At 67.4% G+C, this 16,869-nt stretch carries 13 protein-coding genes; 10 read left to right on the top strand and 3 right to left on the bottom strand.

The window, feature by feature from the left end; genetic code table 11:
- The first annotated feature begins 128 nt into the window (after positions 1-128).
- Complete coding sequence (locus ABIA70_RS13405) at positions 129-1,433, top strand: cation:proton antiporter (RefSeq protein ID WP_354148042.1); 1,305 nt, start codon at positions 129-131, stop codon at positions 1,431-1,433.
- 14 nt (positions 1,434-1,447) lie between these two features.
- Here ABIA70_RS13405 and ABIA70_RS13400 read toward each other — a convergent pair whose 3' ends face one another.
- Positions 1,448-2,890 carry an NCS2 family permease gene (locus ABIA70_RS13400; RefSeq protein WP_354148041.1) on the bottom strand — a complete coding sequence of 481 codons (1,443 nt, stop codon included), beginning with the start codon at positions 2,888-2,890 and terminating at the stop codon, positions 1,448-1,450.
- 166 nt (positions 2,891-3,056) lie between these two features.
- On the opposite strand from ABIA70_RS13400, the gene ABIA70_RS13395 reads away from it, so the two are divergent.
- The 4 genes from ABIA70_RS13395 to ABIA70_RS13380 all read left to right on the top strand — a co-directional run bounded on the left by ABIA70_RS13395 (position 3,057) and on the right by ABIA70_RS13380 (position 7,104).
- Positions 3,057-3,506, top strand: coding sequence for a helix-turn-helix transcriptional regulator (locus ABIA70_RS13395; RefSeq protein WP_354148040.1), 450 nt, complete (start codon positions 3,057-3,059; stop codon positions 3,504-3,506).
- Positions 3,507-3,510: 4 nt separating this feature from the next.
- Complete coding sequence (locus tag ABIA70_RS13390; protein WP_354148039.1) at positions 3,511-3,921, top strand: VOC family protein; 411 nt, start codon at positions 3,511-3,513, stop codon at positions 3,919-3,921.
- The gene (locus ABIA70_RS13385) at positions 3,918-6,308 is read left to right on the top strand and encodes an ATP-binding cassette domain-containing protein (protein WP_354148038.1); all 2,391 of its coding nucleotides are present in this window, start codon (positions 3,918-3,920) and stop codon (positions 6,306-6,308) included. Before ABIA70_RS13390 ends, ABIA70_RS13385 begins: the two co-directional genes overlap by 4 nt.
- An 82-nt stretch (positions 6,309-6,390) precedes the next feature.
- The gene (locus ABIA70_RS13380) at positions 6,391-7,104 is read left to right on the top strand and encodes a copper resistance CopC family protein (protein WP_354148037.1); all 714 of its coding nucleotides are present in this window, start codon (positions 6,391-6,393) and stop codon (positions 7,102-7,104) included.
- Here the strand turns inward: ABIA70_RS13380 and ABIA70_RS13375 are convergent.
- On the bottom strand, positions 7,101-7,742 hold the full coding sequence (locus ABIA70_RS13375; RefSeq protein WP_354148318.1) for an NAD(P)/FAD-dependent oxidoreductase: 642 nt from the start codon (positions 7,740-7,742) through the stop codon (positions 7,101-7,103). The genes ABIA70_RS13380 and ABIA70_RS13375 overlap by 4 nt on opposite strands.
- A 417-nt stretch (positions 7,743-8,159) precedes the next feature.
- On the opposite strand from ABIA70_RS13375, the gene ABIA70_RS13370 reads away from it, so the two are divergent.
- The 5 genes from ABIA70_RS13370 to ABIA70_RS13350 all read left to right on the top strand — a co-directional run bounded on the left by ABIA70_RS13370 (position 8,160) and on the right by ABIA70_RS13350 (position 15,175).
- Entirely contained in the window at positions 8,160-9,197 is a 1,038-nt protein-coding gene (locus tag ABIA70_RS13370) for a universal stress protein (RefSeq protein WP_354148036.1), read from the top strand.
- Positions 9,198-9,217: 20 nt separating this feature from the next.
- Complete coding sequence (locus ABIA70_RS13365) at positions 9,218-12,028, top strand: PEP/pyruvate-binding domain-containing protein (protein ID WP_502917202.1); 2,811 nt, start codon at positions 9,218-9,220, stop codon at positions 12,026-12,028.
- A 99-nt stretch (positions 12,029-12,127) separates the two neighbouring features.
- Positions 12,128-13,330, top strand: a complete 1,203-nt coding sequence (locus tag ABIA70_RS13360) for a LolA-like protein (protein ID WP_354148034.1) — start codon at positions 12,128-12,130, stop codon at positions 13,328-13,330.
- On the top strand, positions 13,327-14,295 hold the full coding sequence (locus ABIA70_RS13355; RefSeq protein ID WP_354148033.1) for an ABC transporter ATP-binding protein: 969 nt from the start codon (positions 13,327-13,329) through the stop codon (positions 14,293-14,295). The genes ABIA70_RS13360 and ABIA70_RS13355 overlap by 4 nt, the downstream gene beginning before the upstream one ends.
- 73 nt (positions 14,296-14,368) lie before the next feature.
- A complete protein-coding gene (locus ABIA70_RS13350; RefSeq protein ID WP_354148317.1) occupies positions 14,369-15,175 on the top strand; it encodes an ABC transporter permease in 807 nt (268 codons plus the stop codon).
- A gap of 63 nt (positions 15,176-15,238) precedes the next feature.
- Here ABIA70_RS13350 and ABIA70_RS13345 read toward each other — a convergent pair whose 3' ends face one another.
- Positions 15,239-16,720, bottom strand: coding sequence for a C40 family peptidase (locus ABIA70_RS13345; RefSeq protein ID WP_354148032.1), 1,482 nt, complete (start codon positions 16,718-16,720; stop codon positions 15,239-15,241).
- Positions 16,721-16,869: the final 149 nt, after the last annotated feature.

The raw sequence follows: 16,869 nt of genomic DNA, 5'->3' as shown, positions 1-16,869 counted from the left end.
TGCTGCGAAAACCAGCACCGCGCACGGCGGACTGTCTGGCATTACGGATGTCGCGGAAAGGCCTGGACGTTACGGCTATTGTGGACCAACCACTTTCTCACGCGAGCATTCGATTCCGGAGACAGCCCATGCTGGAAGCCACGAGTATCATTTTTGCCGCCGCCGGTGTTGCCGTGTTCGTCGCCGCAATCCTGCCCAAAGCCTTACGCAACGCGCCCTTTTCGATGCCCATGGTGTTTCTTGGCGCGGGTATTGCGGCGTTTTCCCTGATTCCCACCCTGCCTGATCCGGACCCGCTCCAGCACAATGACTTCACCACGCACATCGCGGAGGTCTGCGTGATCATTTCGCTGATGGGTGCGGGGCTGGCACTGGACCGTCCGGTGGGGCGCAAGAGCTGGTCCACCACCTGGCGTCTCCTGGGCATCGCCATGCCCCTGTGCATCATCATCCTGACGCTTCTGGGGATGTGGTTTCTGGGGCTCGGGCTTGGCGCCGCGCTGCTGGTGGCCTCCAGCCTGGCCCCCACGGATCCTGTGTTGGCCTCGGAAGTCCAGGTGGGGGAGCCGGCGGACCAGGAAGAGGAAACGGGCCAGGAAGACGAGGTCCGCTTTGGCCTGACCTCCGAAGCCGGCCTGAACGACGGTCTGGCTTTCCCGTTCGTCTACCTGGCCATCGCCATCAGTATTGTCGGGTCATCGCCGTCGGCCTGGTTTCCGGAATGGTTCGGCGTGGATGTTCTGTGGCGGCTGACCGTGGGCCTGGTGCTCGGTTTCCTTACCGGAAAAGTTTTGGCCATGCTGTTTTTCTCGGCCCGCAAAGCCAGCCTTCGGCTATCCAACCATTCGGAAGGCTTTGTGGCCCTGGCGGCAACTTTCCTTGCCTACGGCCTCACGGAAATGATCGAGGGATACGGGTTCATCGCGGTGTTCGTGTGCGCCGTGACCATCCGGGCTGCGGAACACACCCACGGCTACCACAAGATCCTGCACTCGTACGTGGAGCAACTGGAACGCCTCATGACCGTGGTGATCCTGGTCCTGCTGGGCGGAGCCATTGCACGCGGGCTGCTCGCCCCGGTGGGATGGGCCGAGGTCCTGGTGGCGCTGGCATTCCTGCTGCTGGTGCGTCCCGTTGCCGGCTGGTTGGGGCTTCTGGGTGGCAAGACGGGACCGCGGGAAAGGATCGCCCTGTCCTTTTTCGGGATCCGCGGGATCGGCTCGCTGTACTACCTCGCCTACGCACTGGGCAAGGGCGAATTCTCCGACCAGGCGGAATGGCTCTGGGGATTTGTGGGCCTGGTGGTGGCGCTGTCGATTGTCATCCACGGCGCCACCACCTCGCCCCTCATGAACAGGCTGGACCGGCTCCGGGAACGCAAGGCAGTGGCGGAGACCGGCGACGAGGGGCTCGCCCCGAACACCCCCGTCTGACCCCGCCCCGGGAACTACAGCATGCCCAGCGCGGCCTCGATCGGTCCTACCGCGAAGAAGAGCAGGAAGGCCGCGGCCACCGCCCACATCAGCGGGTGGATCTCCTTCACCCGGCCCTGCACGGTGCGGATCAGGACGAAGGCGATGAACCCGGCGCCCAGGCCGTTGGCGATCGAATACGTGAATGGCATGAGAGTGAAGGTCAGGAAGGCCGGGATGGCGATGCCCCAGTCCTGCCAGTCGATCTTGCCCACCTGGGACACCATCATGAACCCCACCACCACCAGTGCGGGTGCCACTGCTTCAAAGGGCACCAGGTTGATCAGCGGGGTGAAGAACATGGCCACCAGGAACAACAGGCCGGTCACGATGGAGGCCACGCCTGTCCGCGCGCCCTCGCCGATTCCGGCGCCTGCCTCCACGTAGATCTGGTTCGAGGAGATGGAGGCTCCACCGCCCACGATGGCACCCAGGGCGTCCACCTGCAGCACGCGGTCGACGTTCGGGATGTTGCCGTGCTCATCGATGTTGCCGGCTTCGGTGGCAAGTCCAACCATGGTGCCCATGGCGTCGAAGAAGATGCTCAGCAGGATGACGAAGGCCAGCAGCGTCGCGGCCACGAAGCCCAGGTGTTCGAAGGCACCGAACGGATTGGCCTTGCCGATCAGGGACAGGTCCGGGGCGGACCACTCAGAGAACGTGGGGGCCACCAGCGACCAGCCCTGCGGGTTGGAGACCTTGCCGTCGAAGCTGGGGCCGATGTGCAGGGTCATCTCAAGGATGACGGAGATGACCGTTGAGGTGATGATGCCGATCAGGATGGCGCCCTTGACCTTGCGGACCACCAGGGCGATGGTCAGGATCAGGCCGAAAACGAACACCGCGGTTGGCCAGCCCAGGAGCTTGCCGTCGAAGCCCAGTCCAACGGGAACGGTGGTGCCGGCAACGTCAGGGATGCGGCGCACGAACCCGGCGTTGACCAGGCCGATCAGTGCGATGAAAAGGCCGATGCCCACCACGATGGCGGTCTTGAGCCCGTCCGGAACGGCTTTGAAGACGGCCGTCCGGAAACCGGTCAGGACCAGGATCAGCATGGTCACACCGGAGAGGACCACCAGGCCCATCATGTCCGGCCAGGTCAGGCCGGGGTTGGTGGCCACGGTCACGGCCACAAAGGCGTTGACGCCCAGGCCGGTGGCCAACGCGAAGGGGTGCTTGGCCCAGGCACCCATCAGGATGGTCAGGATGCCGGCCACGAAGGCGGTCACGGCCGCGACCGCGGTGAACCCCAACGTGGTGCCGCTGGAGTCGGGGCCGGAGAGGATGAGCGGGTTCAGGACCACGATGTAGCTCATCGCGAAGAACGTGGCGAAACCGCCGCGGATCTCGCGGGAGAGGTTTGACCCCCGCTCGGTGATCTTGAAGTACCGGTCCAGGGCAGAGCCTTGCTTAAGCATTAGTCCTCCGGGGGAGTCATTTGGGGATACTTGATCCTAAACGGACGGGGATGCGCCCCAGGACCAAGGGGGCGGAAACGCGCCGTGAAGTTCGCTACCTTTTGCGGGCTTCCAAACGGGCAGAAAGTGCTGGACATCCCTGCTTTGGCGTGGCACGATCACGCTCGTGGAGACCAATCCGGCGCAGCAGCAGCGCCTGCGCGACCTCGCGCTTCTGCGGCGCGTGCGGGACCGGATCGACCGCGAGTACGCCCAGCCGCTCGACGTCGAGGCGCTCGCCCGCGGTGTGAACATGTCCGGGGGGCACCTCAGCCGGCAGTTCCGCCTCGCCTACGGCGAGCCGCCCTACGGCTATCTGATGACACGGCGCATCGAGCGGGCCATGGCACTGTTGCGGCGCGGGGACCTCAGCGTGACGGAGGTTTGCTACGCCGTCGGCTGCCAGTCATTGGGCACGTTCAGCACCCGGTTCAACGAACTGGTGGGGATGTCGCCGGGTACCTACCGCCGCCTGGCCGGCGGGGACGCCTCCGGCATGCCGTCATGCGTGGTGAAACAGGTGACCAGACCGATCAGGAATCGAGAAGCGAAGGTCCAGGAGCCGAGCCTAGAATGACGTCATGGAACTCACAATTCATTGGACTTTCCTTCCGCACACCGATCCCGACGCGTCCCTGGCGTTCTACCGGGACACCCTCGGCTTCGAGGTGCGCAACGACGTCGGCTACGGCGGAATGCGCTGGCTGACCGTCGGGCCTGTGGGCCAGCCCCAGACCTCCATCGTCCTGGAGCCGCCGAACGCGGACCCCGGCCTCACCGATGATGAGCGCCGCACCATCTCGGAGCTGATGGCCAAGGGCAGCTACGCCCGGATCGTGCTCGCTACCCCGGACCTGGACGGAACCTTCGAGAAGCTGCTGGCAAGCGGCGCGGAAGTGGTCCAGGAGCCCATCGAGCAGGCCTATGGTATCCGTGACTGCGCCTTCCGTGATCCCGCCGGAAACATGATCCGCATCAACGAGGCAAAATGACTGCGGAGACCGCAACGGACCTGCAGCCGCCCGCGGTCCACGCTGCCGACACCCATGACCTGATCCGCGTCCAGGGCGCCCGGGAGAACAACCTCAAGGACATCAGCCTGGAGATCCCGAAGCGCCGGCTGACGGTGTTCACCGGCGTCTCCGGGTCCGGCAAGAGCTCGCTGGTCTTCGCCACCATCGCCGCTGAGTCGCAGCGGATGATCAACGAGACCTACAGCGCCTTCGTGCAGGGATTCATGCCATCGCTGGCGCGTCCCGACGTCGACATGCTCGAAGGACTGACCACGGCCATCATCGTCGACCAGGAACGGATGGGCGCCAACCCCCGCTCCACGGTGGGCACGGCCACGGATGCCAACGCCATGCTCCGTATCCTCTTCAGCCGGCTGGGAAAGCCGTACGTCGGCCCGCCCACCGCCTTCTCGTTCAACGTCCCCACGCGGAAGGCCAGCGGGGTGATGAGCACCGAGAAGAGCGGCAGGGTTGAGAAGAGCGTGGTCCAGAACGCCGTCTACCTTGGCGGCATGTGCCCGCGCTGCGAGGGCATGGGTTCGGTCTCCGACTTCGACCTCACCGCCCTGTACGACGACAGCAAGTCCCTCGCCGAGGGCGCACTGACCGTCCCCGGATACAGCATGGACGGATGGTACGGCCGCATCTTCGCCGGCGCCGGCTTCAACATGGACAAGCCCATCGCGAAGTACACCAAGAAGGAAATGAACGACCTCCTCTACAAGGAGCCCACCAAGATCAAGGTCGAGGGGATCAACCTCACCTACGAAGGCCTGATCCCTAAGATCCAGAAATCGATGCTCTCCAAGGACGTCGACGCCATGCAGCCCCACATCCGGGCCTTCGTGGAGCGCGCCATCACTTTCCAGTCCTGCCCGGAGTGTGACGGAACCCGGCTGAGCCCGGAGGCCAGGAGCGCGAAGATCAAGGGCAGGAACATCGCCGATCTGTGCGAGATGCAGATCAGCGACCTCGCCGGCTGGATCCGGGACCTCAATGAACCCTCGGTCGCGCCGCTCCTCAAAGGCCTGCAGCACCTGCTGGACTCGTTCGCCGAAATCGGGCTGGGCTACCTCTCCCTGGCCAGGCCGGCCGGGACGCTTTCCGGCGGTGAGGCCCAGCGCACCAAGATGATCCGCCACCTCGGATCCTCACTGACCGACGTCACCTACGTGTTCGACGAACCCTCCATCGGGCTCCATCCGCACGACATCGAGCGGATGAACCGGCTCCTGCTGCAGCTTCGGGACAAAGGCAACACCGTGCTCGTGGTCGAACACAAGCCCGAGACCATCACCATCGCAGACCACGTTGTCGACCTCGGTCCCGGCGCCGGGACCAAAGGCGGCAGCGTCTGCTTCGAAGGGACTGTCGGGGGCCTGCGGGCCAGCGACACGATCACCGGGCACCACCTCGATGACAGGGCGGCCCTGAAGGAGACGGTACGTTCCTCCGCCAGGAAGCTCGAGGTCCGGGGTGCCTCCACGAACAACCTCCGGGACGTCGACGTCGACATCCCGCTGGGTGTGCTCTGCGTGGTCACCGGTGTGGCCGGCTCCGGGAAGAGCTCGCTGATCCACGGTTCGGTGGCCGGCCGGGACGGCGTGGTGGTGATCGACCAGGGCGCCATCAAAGGCTCGCGCCGCAGCAACCCCGCCACGTACACGGGACTGCTCGAGCCCATCCGCAAGGCGTTCGCTAAGGCCAACAATGTGAAACCTGCGCTGTTCAGCTCAAACTCCGAGGGCGCATGCCCCACGTGCAACGGGGCCGGCGTCATCTTCACCGAACTGGGTGTCATGGCAACGGTCGAATCCACCTGCGAGGACTGTGAGGGCCGGCGCTTCCAGGCATCAGTGCTGGAATACACGCTTGGCAGCCGCAACATCGCCGACGTCCTGGACATGTCGATGACCGAGGCCGAGGAGTTCTTCAGCGAGGGGGAGGCCCGTACCCCGGCCGCCCACAAGATCCTGGACCGCCTGGTGGACGTGGGGCTCGGGTACCTCACACTCGGCCAGCCGCTCACCACGTTGTCAGGAGGCGAGCGGCAGCGCGTCAAGCTGGCCACCCAGATGGCGGAAAAGGGGGACGTCTACGTTCTGGACGAGCCCACCACAGGCCTTCACCTCGCCGACGTCGAGAACCTGCTGGGCCTCCTGGACCGGCTCGTCGACTCCGGCAAATCGGTGATCGTCATCGAGCACCACCAGGCGGTTATGGCGCACGCCGACTGGATCATCGATCTCGGTCCCGGTGCCGGCCACGACGGCGGCAGGATCGTTTCCGAGGGCACGCCTGCCGATCTCGTCGCGGCCCGGTCCACCCTCACCGGCAAGCATCTGGCGGCGTATGTGGGCGCGTAGTGGAGGGGCCAAGCCGGGAGCCAGGCCACCTTCGAAGTTCGCCTAGGCTGGAAGGACGCCAACCCGAGGGAGCAGTCCACCCATGCGATCCACCTGCCGTCAGCTGCTGAGCGCCGTACTCGGGGCAGTGGTTTTTGCCGCCGTCGTTGCCGCCGCTCTTCTGGGCGCCCCCACTCCGGCGTCGGCGCACGATGCTGCGGAGTCCAGCAGCCCTGCACAGGGGGCAACGGTGGCAACCGCCCCCGAGAAGGTTTCCGTCACGTTCAGCAAGAACCCGCTGGGCATCGGCGCGCAGTTTTCCGTCAAGGATTCCGCCGGCACAGAGTGGGCTGACGGTGCAGTCGAGATCGTGGACAACGTTGCGTCCCAGAAGCTGAAGTCCGGCGCTCCGGCGGGCGCCTACACGGTCGCGTGGCGCGTTGTCAGCTCGGATTCGCACCCCATCGAGGGGACGTTCGGGTTTACAGCATCCGCACCGGCGGCGGGAGCACCGCCGGGGGTATCGCCGTCGGCCGCGTCACCCGGAACAGGTACGACGGCGGCGCCGGCCGTCCCCACCATGGGAACCGCGCAGCCGGGAGCCACGGTGACTCCACTTCCCGCGGCCGGCGCGTCTGAACCGTTTCCCTGGAGCCTGGTGGTCTTTGCCGCGGTGGCCCTGGGGCTGCTGGTGGCCATCGGTGTCCTGGCCAAACGCCGGCTCAGCGCGGGTTCCGACGAAGACGAGGGTCCCGACGAAGACCAGGGTCCTGATGAAGACTCAGGCTCTGCCGCAGGCGGGGTCCAGCGCCCCTAGACGGCGAAGCTGCCCGTCAGGGCGGGGGGACCGTCGTCCGGCTGCATCTTGGCGGAGATGGCCTGCCCCACAGTCTTGGCCTGGCGCAGCACTTCCTTGGGCGAGGGGGTAATGAGCTCGCCCACGCCCACCAGGTAGATGCCGATGGTCCGCATGGCGGCCACGAGGTTGCTGCGGACGGTGATGCCGAAGTCGCTGAGCATGCGGCGCAGCTGGCTGTGGGCGCAGCGGGTCAGCACGATGTTGTCCGCCAGCAGGATGCCGTTGGGGGTATGGACTTCCCATTGGCGCGGCGCGGAGGTTTCTGGCGCGCCGGCATGCGCACCTGCTGCCGTCCCGCCCACCATGGTGAGCTGGACGGCCCGGGTGGTGTTGCGGACATCCATGTCGTGGCTGGCCGCATAGTTGCGAAGGTGGCGGAGGATTTCATTGCGTTCCCGGAGGGAATCGGAATCTGCTGCGTCGCAGCGCTGCAGTGAAGCTGTGTTGGCCGGTTGCGCGGCGCCCAGGATGTCCAGTCCGTCCACCACGATGGCGTCTATGCCGCGCCGGCGCAGCTCTGCTCCGACGGCAAGGCCGGAGAGCCCCGTGCCGATGATCACCGTGGTGGTCCGTTCGGTCCCGCCGTTTACAGGCATGCTTGACACTACAGTTTCCTCCTTCGAAGATTTCGGCTGACGCGGGCATCATCGCCCCGCATGCGTCACCTTACCCCCAAAGTCCGGCCGCAGAACCGGCCCTGGATGCTTCCTCGCTGAGGGCGTCCCGGACCGGCAGTGCCTCGAAGACTACAGAACATTTGTGCTCATTGGTAGCCCAAACCGAAACATTCTGTTTGCGATGAACGCGCTTTCCATCCCAACGCCGGGCGGCTGTGGATAACCTGCGCACCGTACCTGTGGACAGCTTGCTAAGTGCAGGCGGACCGAGAATAGTGAGAAGCGGAAGCAGGGTTTTCCCGGCCGCGGCGGTGACAATCCGACGGGTGCAGGCGGAGGGCTCCGCTTCTGGCAGAATAGCCGCAACATCAGGCAGTATCGCGAGGAGGCGGCCCAATGGGCGCACAGGAGATGCATCCGGATCCGGAACGGGATGGGGCCGGAACTCCGGCCGCCCCGGGCGGAATCGTTGTGGGCGTGGACGGGTCCGATCACGGCCAGTGCGCACTGGTGTGGGCGGCCCGGGAAGCCGAGCGCCGCCGTCGGCCGCTGCATATAGTGACGGCGTATTCCGTGCCGATCTTCGCTGCGTCCGGGCTGGACGGCGGCTACGCCACCGTGGACGATTCGGTGATCCGCGAGGGCGCCGAGGCAGTCCTGCAGCAGGCGGTGGACAAGGTTTCCGGGTACAACATCGACGTCGACGCCTCCGTGGAGAACGGCGATGCCTCGGGCGTCCTGCTGGAGCTGTCCGAGACGGCTGAACTGCTGGTGGTTGGCACCAGGGGCCGCGGCGGCTTCGTCGGACGCCTTCTTGGCTCAGTCAGCAGTGCGCTGCCGGCCCACGCCAAATGCCCCACCGTCACCGTGCCCCTGATCTGCGCAGACCGCCTGGGTGAAACCACTGACGACAAACGCATCAGGGCCGAACAGGCCAAAGCCGGACACAAGCCCGTGGAGAACGTGGTGGTAGTGGGCGTTGACGGCTCCGAGCAGGCCCGCGTCGCCGTGCTGGAGGCGGCCTCCCAGGCTGAGCGCATCGGGGCTACCCTGCGGGTCCTCTGCGCAGTGCCGCAGTACAGCGGATCCCTGGCCTGGGTGCCGGCCCCTATGGACCGGAAGGCCCTCCTGGCCGACATCCAGGTGCAGCTCGACGCCGGGATGGCGTGGCTGAAGAGCCACTACCCTGCCCTTCCCATGGAAGCGGAGCTCAGGGACGGCTCGCCGGTGGATGCCCTGGTGGAGGCCAGCCGGCACGTGGAGCTGGTCGTTGTGGGCACGCGCGGCCGCGGAGGCTTCACCGGAATGCTCCTGGGTTCCACCTCCGCGGGCGTGCTTCACCACGCCAAGAGTCCGGTGCTGGTTGTCCCGGACCGGGAGGATCCACGTCTGGCCGACCGGGCGAACTTTGGACCCATCCTTGGCGCGGCCTAAGTAGTTTCGCAGCAGGAGGCATGGAAATGCCTGGCACCGGAGCTTCGCAACCAATCCTGGGATTGGCGGACATCGGGGCGGCCATGGTGCCCCTCGTGGGAGGCAAGGCTGCCAACCTCGGGGTGCTGACCGCCGCGGGGCTCTCCGTGCCGGAAGGCTTTTGCCTCACCACGGAGGCCTACCGGCACGCGACGGGTGCGGACGGGCCGGTACAGGGCCAGCTGTCCGAGCTGCACGCGGCCCTGAAAGCCACTGCAGACGACGACCTCGCCGCCCTGGCGGCGTTGGCGGCCCGGGCACGCGAAGTTGTGCTCAGCGCTCCTGTTCCGCCGGAAACAGTGGAGGCCATTGAGCGGGCGTATGTCGCCCTGGGCGACGACGTCCCGGTGGCCGTCCGCTCGTCCGCCACCGCCGAGGACCTTCCGTCGGCCAGTTTTGCCGGGCAGCAGGACACTTACCTCAACGTCGTGGGGACCGCGTCGGTCGTGGACGCTGCCCGTAACTGCTGGGCGTCACTCTGGACCGACCGGGCCGTCAGCTACCGGGCCAGCAGGGGGATTGATCCGGCTGCCGTGGCACTGGCCGTGGTGGTTCAACGCATGGTGGATGCCACCGCCGCCGGTGTCCTGTTCACGGCCAACCCGCTCACCGGCCGCCGGCAGCAGGCCGTAATCGATGCCGGCCCCGGACTGGGTGAAGCCGTGGTGTCAGGGGCCGTCAACCCGGACCACTTCGTGGTTGACCCTGTCACCGGGACTGTCCTGGAGCGGCGGCTGGGCGACAAGCGGATAGCCGTCCGGCCGGTCATCGGCGGCGGTACCCGGACGGTGGTTTCCCCCAATGGAGGGGCGGCGGCCTGCCTCACAGACCGGCAGGCAGGCGAGTTGGCAGCCCTGGGCCTTCAAGTGGAGAACATCTTCGGAGCGCCGCAGGACATTGAGTGGGCCATCGCCGGAGACGGCCGCCTGTGGCTGGTCCAGTCGCGGCCCATCACCACGCTTTACCCTGTTCCCGAGCGGGCGGCTGCCCGTCCGGGCCTCCGGGTCTACCTGTGCTTCAGCCTGGCGCAGGGCCTGACCCGCCCCATCACCCCCATGGGCCTGGCAGCATTGCGGGTCATAGCCTCCTCCGTGGCCCGCGCCGCGCGATTCGACGTTCCCGAACCCCGCAACGGACCGTCGCCCTATGCGGAAGCGGGGCAGCGAATGTACTTCGACCTGACCGCCGTGGCCCGCAGCGCCACGGGCCGGCGGATCGTTCCACGGGTCTTCGATGTCATGGAAGCCCGTTCCGCCACTGTGCTGCGCCGCGTATTCGAGGACCCGCGGTTTTCTGTGACCCGACGGACCCCGCTGGGCATGCTCCGCCACGTGGTGCCTGCTGCGGTGCACGCGCGGGTTCCTGAGACACTGCTCCGGGCATTGTTCCGCCCGGCGGCCGCATTGCGGCGTGCCAACCGCCTTGCACGCGGGTTCGGCGATTCCCTCGAACCTCCGGCCGACGCCACGCCGCTGCAGCGCCTGGACCACACCGAACACCTGCTCGGCGCCCGGATTTTCCCGGTGGTTCCTGCCATCCTGCCTCTCCCGGCCCTGGGCTTCGCCGCGCTGGCGCTGGCCGGGAAGCTGCTGGGTGACGGCCGCTGGGATGACCTGCAGGTGGTGCTCCGCGGGCTGCCGAACAATGTGACCACCGAAATGGACCTGGAACTCTGGCGCCTGGCCCGGGTGATCAGGAACGACGGCGAATCCCGCGCGGCCATGGCTGGCCGGGGACCTGCAGCGCTCGCTGTCGACTATCGCTCCGGTGACCTGCCCTCGGAGCTGCAGGCCGGAGTGGCGAGGTTCATGGGCCAGTACGGGCATCGGGCCGTCGCAGAGATCGACGTCGGCATGCCCCGCTGGTCGGAGGACCCCACGCACATCCTCGGTGTCCTGGCCAACTACCTCCGGCTCGACGATTCCTCCCTGGCACCGGACGTCCAGTTCAGCAACGCTGTTGAGGAAGCCGAAGCCTCCGTGGAGCGCCTGGTGGCCGAGGCGCGGGGCCGCGGCCGGTTGCGCGGCGCCGCGGTCCGGGCAGCGCTGAGGCGGGCACGGATGTTTGCCGGGCTCCGCGAGCTTCCGAAGTACTTGCTGGTGGTGAGGCTCGCCGCGGTGCGGAAGGAGCTGTGGTTGGTCGGCAGGGCGCTGGCGGACGCCGGGGTAGTGGCACGGGCGGATGACGTTTTCTTCCTGGACCTCGTCGAAGCCAGGGCCGGTCTGGTGCAGTCAAGTAATCAGGCCGGCAATCACGCAGGCAATCACGCAGGCAATCAGGCAGGCGTGAAGGCCGCAAACCTTCGGGCCGGTGCTGACGGACCGCGGCCTGCAGACTTCCGGGCCCTGGTGGCGCGGCGCCGCGCGGCCTACGCGCAGGAGCTGGAACGGCGCCACGTGGCCCGGGTGCTCCTCTCCGACGGCACGGAACCGGAGCGGCTGCAGCCGGCCGGAACGCAGGGCGCGCCAGCCGTGCCGGGCATGCTGGCCGGAAGCCCCGCCTCCGCCGGAACCGTCTCTGCGCCGGCGCGGGTCATCCTGGACCCGGTGGGAGCCCATCTTGAACCGGGCGAGATCCTGGTGGCCCCGTCCACCGACCCTGGCTGGACCCCGCTGTTCCTGACGGCCGGCGGCCTGGTCATGGAGATGGGCGGGCCGAATTCACACGGGGCAGTGGTGGCGCGGGAGTACGGCATCCCGGCGGTGGTTGGCGTTCCGGACGCCACGCTTCGGCTCTCCACCGGACAGAAAATCACGGTCGACGGCGGGGCGGGCACCGTAGTGCCCTGGTAACCGGACTGCCCTCCGGTTACGGCTCCGGATCAGGGGTGTGCAGGGCCGCCGCCAGGCGTAATCTGAATCTATGGGCGCCAAGGACGAAGCGGGTCTGGCATGAAACGCACATGGTTGCGCTGGGTTCCCGCAGCAGCTGTACCTGCCGTGATAGCCGCCGGTGTGCTGGCGGGATCCATTCCGGCGCGCGCCGGGGATCCTTTGCCCCAAAAATCTCCCGCTGAGGTTCTGACACTGCTGGGCCAGCACAGCACCAGGTCTTTTTCCGGAACCCTGGAACAGTCCTCTGAGCTTGGCCTGCCGGATCTGCCGTCCGTCGGTCCCACGTCCGGACCAGCCTCGGCCGGCGGGGCGGCGTCAATTGCTGAACTCCTGACCGGCGAACACACTGCCCGGATCTTCATGGACGGCTCCGCGAAGGTCCGCGTCCAGGTGGTAGACAGGCTCGCCGAACGTGACGTCATCCGCCGGGACAGCGACGTCTGGTTCTACAACTCCAAGGACAATAGCGCGGCGCACCTCACCCTGCCCGCCAAAGCCAGCGACCTGCCGCTTCCGGCACCGGACGCCCCCGTTCCATCCACGCATGCCATTCCCACGCCCGAGGAACTCGCCAAGCGCTTCCTTGATGCAGCCGACAGCTCCACCTCGGTGACGGTGGGCCCCGATGTCCAGGTGGCCGGCCGGTCCGCCTACAGCCTGGTGCTGGCGCCAAGGACGGACGGTACGTTGGTGGACAAAGCGGTGATCGCGGTGGATGGTGAGACCGGGATGCCGCTGAAGGTCACTGTTTTGGCCCGCGGCCAGGAGCAGGCCGCGTTCGAGGCAGGCTTCACCAGCCTGACCCTTGCCGCGCCGGAGGACGCGATGTTCAACTTCGTTGCCCCGCCAGGTGCCACGGTTAAAGAGCTTCCGCTGCCCCCGCTCCCGCAGGGTCCCATGATGCCGCATCAGCAGGGCATGCCGGGCTTCCCGGGTGATCCCGCAACTCCGGGAATGGTAGCGCCGGACCGGATTCCCGGAAGCGCGGTTCACCAGCGGGATGCAAGCGCGCCCAAGCCCACGGTGACCGGGAAGGGCTGGGAATCTGTGGTCGGGTTCCCGGCGCCCCCGGACGGGCAGGGTGCGCAGCTGACCGAAGCCCTGCTTAAGGATCCGCTCCTGTCCCAGGCCACCGTCGCGGTGCCCGGCGGACGCCTCCTGTCCACCTCGCTGGTCAACGTCCTGCTGACCGACGACGGCAGGATCTTTGTGGGGATGGTTCCGGCGGAGCGGCTTCAGGCCGCCGCCGGCGCAGCGTGACCGCCGCCGGGGGAACCGGACTGAGCATAGAGACGCGCGGGCTGACCAAGCGCTTCGGCGCGCAGGTGGCGGTGGATGATGTGGACCTCGCGGTGCCGCACGGTTCCGTCTTCGGCTTCCTGGGTCCCAACGGTTCCGGCAAGACCACCACTATCCGGATGCTCCTGGGCCTCGCCGCAGCGTCGGCGGGCACGGTTAACGTCCTGGGCCACCAGATGCCGCAGCGGCTGCACGAGGTCCTGCCGCGCGTCGGCGCCCTGGTGGAAGGCCCGGCCTTCTACCCTTTTCTCTCCGGTACCGCCAACCTGCACCGGCTTGACGCTGCCGGCAGGCATGCGGCGCCGTCCACCCGGAACGCCCGGGTTGCTGCTGCACTTGAGCGGGTGGGTTTGTCGCACGCGGCCGGCAAGCGCGTGCATGCGTACTCGTTGGGAATGAAGCAGCGGCTGGGAATCGCCAACGCGCTGCTGTCACCGCGGGAGCTGCTGGTGCTGGACGAACCCACCAACGGCCTGGACCCGCAGGGGACGCGTGAGGTGCGGAGCCTGGTCCGTTCCCTCGCCGCCGATGGCGCCACGGTCTTCGTCTCCAGCCACCTGCTGGCGGAGGTGGAGCAGATCTGCACGCACGCGGCCATCATGAGCGCGGGCCGGCTGGTCGCCCAGGGGCCGCTGGCCGAGCTCCGGCAGGCCGGCGAAACGCGGATCCGCCTGATAACGCCCGACGCCGGCACAGCCGCAGGGGTCCTGGTGCGGTTGGGCCTGACGCCGGGGACGCCACATCCGGAGGCAGAAGGGCAGGTGTTGACCGCGGTCGCGGCCGCTGCCCGGCTGGACGCCCCGGAAGACATCGTGGCCGAGTTAGTGGCCGCCGGGGTACGGGTCCGTGGCTTTGCGGTGGAACGGGAGAGTCTCGAGGAACGCTTTGTTGCCTTGACGGGGGAGGGGTTCGACGTTGCCCAGTAGCGGTTCTGAAACAGCGGGTGCCCCGGGCTCTGGCGGGTCCGGCCCCGCGAGCGCCGCTGATGGCGGGTCCAGCCTGTCCCTCCTGGCGTCTGAGCTGAAGACTCTTTTCAGGCGACGGCGGACGCTGGCCATGCTGCTGGCGCTGGCCGCGATTCCAATCCTGATCGCCGTCGCGGTCAGGCTCTCTTCAACCGTTCCGCCGGGAAGGGGACCGGCATTCCTTGACCGGATTACCCAGAACGGGCTGTTCGTTGCCGTTACTGCGCTGCTGGTGTCCGTGCCGTTGTTCCTGCCCCTCACCATCGGGGTGGTCGCGGGGGACACCATCGCCGGCGAGGCAAGCCTGGGCACGTTGCGCTATTTGCTCGTGGCCCCCGCCGGGAGGATCAGGCTGCTGCTGGTCAAGTATGCCGGCGCACTGGCGTTCTGCCTGGCGGCACCCATCACCGTGGCACTTGCCGGGGCGGCCATCGGAGCCGCCCTTTTCCCCATCGGGCCTGTGACATTGCTGTCGGGGGACGTCATCCAGCCGCCCCAGGCGGCGCTGCGGCTGGTCCTGATTGCTGCATACCTCGCCGTATCACTGGCAGGGTTGTCGGCGATCGGCCTGTTCATTTCCACCCTGACAGTGGTGCCCGTGGGTGCGATGGCGGCCACGGTGGTCATTTCTGTGGCCTCACAGATTGCCGACCAGTTGCCCCAGCTTGAGTGGCTGCACCCGTGGCTGTTCAGCCACTACTGGTTCGGGTTCGCCGATGTCCTGCGCCAGCCGGTGCTGTGGGATTCATTCGCCAACAACGCCCTGCTGCAGCTCGGCTATGTCGCCGTCTTCGGAGCGCTCGCCTACGGCAGATTTGTCACCAAGGACATCCTGTCCTGAGCCCTGAGCCCTGAGCCCTGAGCCCTGAGCCGTGCGTCCCGGTGCCCGAAACCAAGCCTCGCGTCAGTAGCGGGCGGCGTAGGGGTGGAGCTGCATCCCGGCCATCCTGCTCAGCTGGGTGACGCCAATGCCCTCGTCCGGGTTCAGTGCCTGAACCACCTGGCCGTTACCCAGGTAGATTGCGACGTGATAGAAGCCCGGAGCCGAACCCCAGACCAGCAAGTCGCCTCGCTGGGCCTGTGAGATAGGCACGTGGACAGGTGCGGCCGCGTACTGCTGCGCAGCGGTCCGGGGCAGGTACTTGCCCGCGGCAGCGAACGCAGTCTGCACCAGGCCGGAGCAGTCAAAGCCGTAGGGGCCGGTACCGCCGTATTGGTAGAAGAACGGTGCTCCCACCTTGGACATGGCCACGGAGATCGCAGTCTCGTTGGACCCGCCGGGTGACGGCGCGGGAGCAGGCGCAGGAGCCGGCGCGGGAGCAGGCGCAGGAGCAGGAGCCGGCGCTGGTGCTGGTGCTGGTGCAGGAACCGGCGCGGGGGCGGGCGCGGGTGCCGGAGCGGGGGCAGGAGCGGGAGCAGGAGCGGGCGCGGGAGCAGGAGCCGGGGCAGGTGCTGGAGCGGCCGGTGCGGCGGAGGTCCCCGTCCCCTGGCCGGCGCCGGAAGAAGCGCCGGGAACGGCGGCAGGGCTACCTGCGGCCTGGCTGGACGAGCCTCTTTCGGCGGCTGCGGTGATGGCCGCGAGCCTGGCTTCTTCGCGCTGCCGGTCCAGCCCATCCACCCTGGCCGATTCCAGCGCAACGGTGGTGTTCCTCAGTTGCGACAACTGGTCCACCAGGACGGTCCGCTGGGACCGCGCATCAGCCACGGCCCTCACCTGTGTGGCGTTGGCCTGTTCAGCATCAGCCTTGCGGGCCTCGGCGGTCCGTGCGGCCTCGTCTGCGGCCCGGTTGGCGTCCTGCGCTGCAGCCGTCAGGGACCGCGCCGCGACGGCTGCCGTGTCCGCCGATTCGAACGCGCGGCTGCGGCTGGCCGAAATGGCCTCCAGCGTCGCAGCCTGCTGCAGCGCTTCGCCGTTGCCGCTGACGAAGGTGGTCAGGGCCGGGTTCAAGCCGCCGTTGCGGTACAGGTCGCCCGCCAGTTGGCCCACCTGCTTGCGGGTCCTGTCCTGCAGTTCCGCGGCCGTCCTTGCCTTGGCTGTGGCCACTTCGGCAGCGGTCCGGCGGTCCTGCAGTTCCACCAGGGACTCACCGTAGGCATTGTTGGCCTGCATCGTCAGGGCAAAGGTCGCCTGCTGGGCGTTCGCAGCGTCTGCCAGGAGGCGCTCGATAGCGGTGACCTGGTCCGCCGTCGCGCTTTCACTGGACTTCGCGGCGGCAATGTCCTCCGCGGAGGGAACCTCCGGCGAGGCGGGCCGCTGGACCGCCGCTGCGATGACACCGGGGAGCAGGGGAGCAGGGTCTGCCTGCGCGGGGAGGGCAACGCTTCCGGACAGTACGACGGCGGCGCACAGTGCGGCGGCGGTCAGGCCGGATCCAGTCAAACGCATTCGCAGAACCTCGCACGGTAAGGCTGGGGAGCGAGGTCCGGTGGCGGCACAAAAAGGCCCCTCTACTGATCTCCCAGCAGTCCGAGGCTACGTGACCTTCTGCACATTGGCAACACTGGTCACATCAATAACATAAACAACAAGAGTGT

Source organism: Arthrobacter sp. 754 (assembly GCF_040548695.1).
GTDB lineage: Bacteria > Actinomycetota > Actinomycetes > Actinomycetales > Micrococcaceae > Arthrobacter.
This window is presented reverse-complemented; position numbering and strand designations above follow the sequence as displayed.

Excerpts from the sequence above, each read along its gene's own strand:
- ABIA70_RS13400 (WP_354148041.1), bottom strand. The coding sequence starts at position 2,890 with ATGCTTAAGCAAGGCTCTGCCCTGGACCGGTACTTCAAGATCACCGAG.
- ABIA70_RS13405 (WP_354148042.1), top strand. The coding sequence starts at position 129 with ATGCTGGAAGCCACGAGTATCATTTTTGCCGCCGCCGGTGTTGCCGTG.
- ABIA70_RS13390 (WP_354148039.1), top strand. The coding sequence starts at position 3,511 with ATGGAACTCACAATTCATTGGACTTTCCTTCCGCACACCGATCCCGAC.
- ABIA70_RS13365 (WP_502917202.1), top strand. The coding sequence starts at position 9,218 with ATGGAAATGCCTGGCACCGGAGCTTCGCAACCAATCCTGGGATTGGCG.
- ABIA70_RS13385 (WP_354148038.1), top strand. The coding sequence starts at position 3,918 with ATGACTGCGGAGACCGCAACGGACCTGCAGCCGCCCGCGGTCCACGCT.
- ABIA70_RS13360 (WP_354148034.1), top strand. The coding sequence starts at position 12,128 with ATGAAACGCACATGGTTGCGCTGGGTTCCCGCAGCAGCTGTACCTGCC.
- ABIA70_RS13370 (WP_354148036.1), top strand. The coding sequence starts at position 8,160 with ATGGGCGCACAGGAGATGCATCCGGATCCGGAACGGGATGGGGCCGGA.
- ABIA70_RS13375 (WP_354148318.1), bottom strand. The coding sequence starts at position 7,742 with ATGCCTGTAAACGGCGGGACCGAACGGACCACCACGGTGATCATCGGC.
- ABIA70_RS13345 (WP_354148032.1), bottom strand. The coding sequence starts at position 16,720 with ATGCGTTTGACTGGATCCGGCCTGACCGCCGCCGCACTGTGCGCCGCC.
- ABIA70_RS13380 (WP_354148037.1), top strand. The coding sequence starts at position 6,391 with ATGCGATCCACCTGCCGTCAGCTGCTGAGCGCCGTACTCGGGGCAGTG.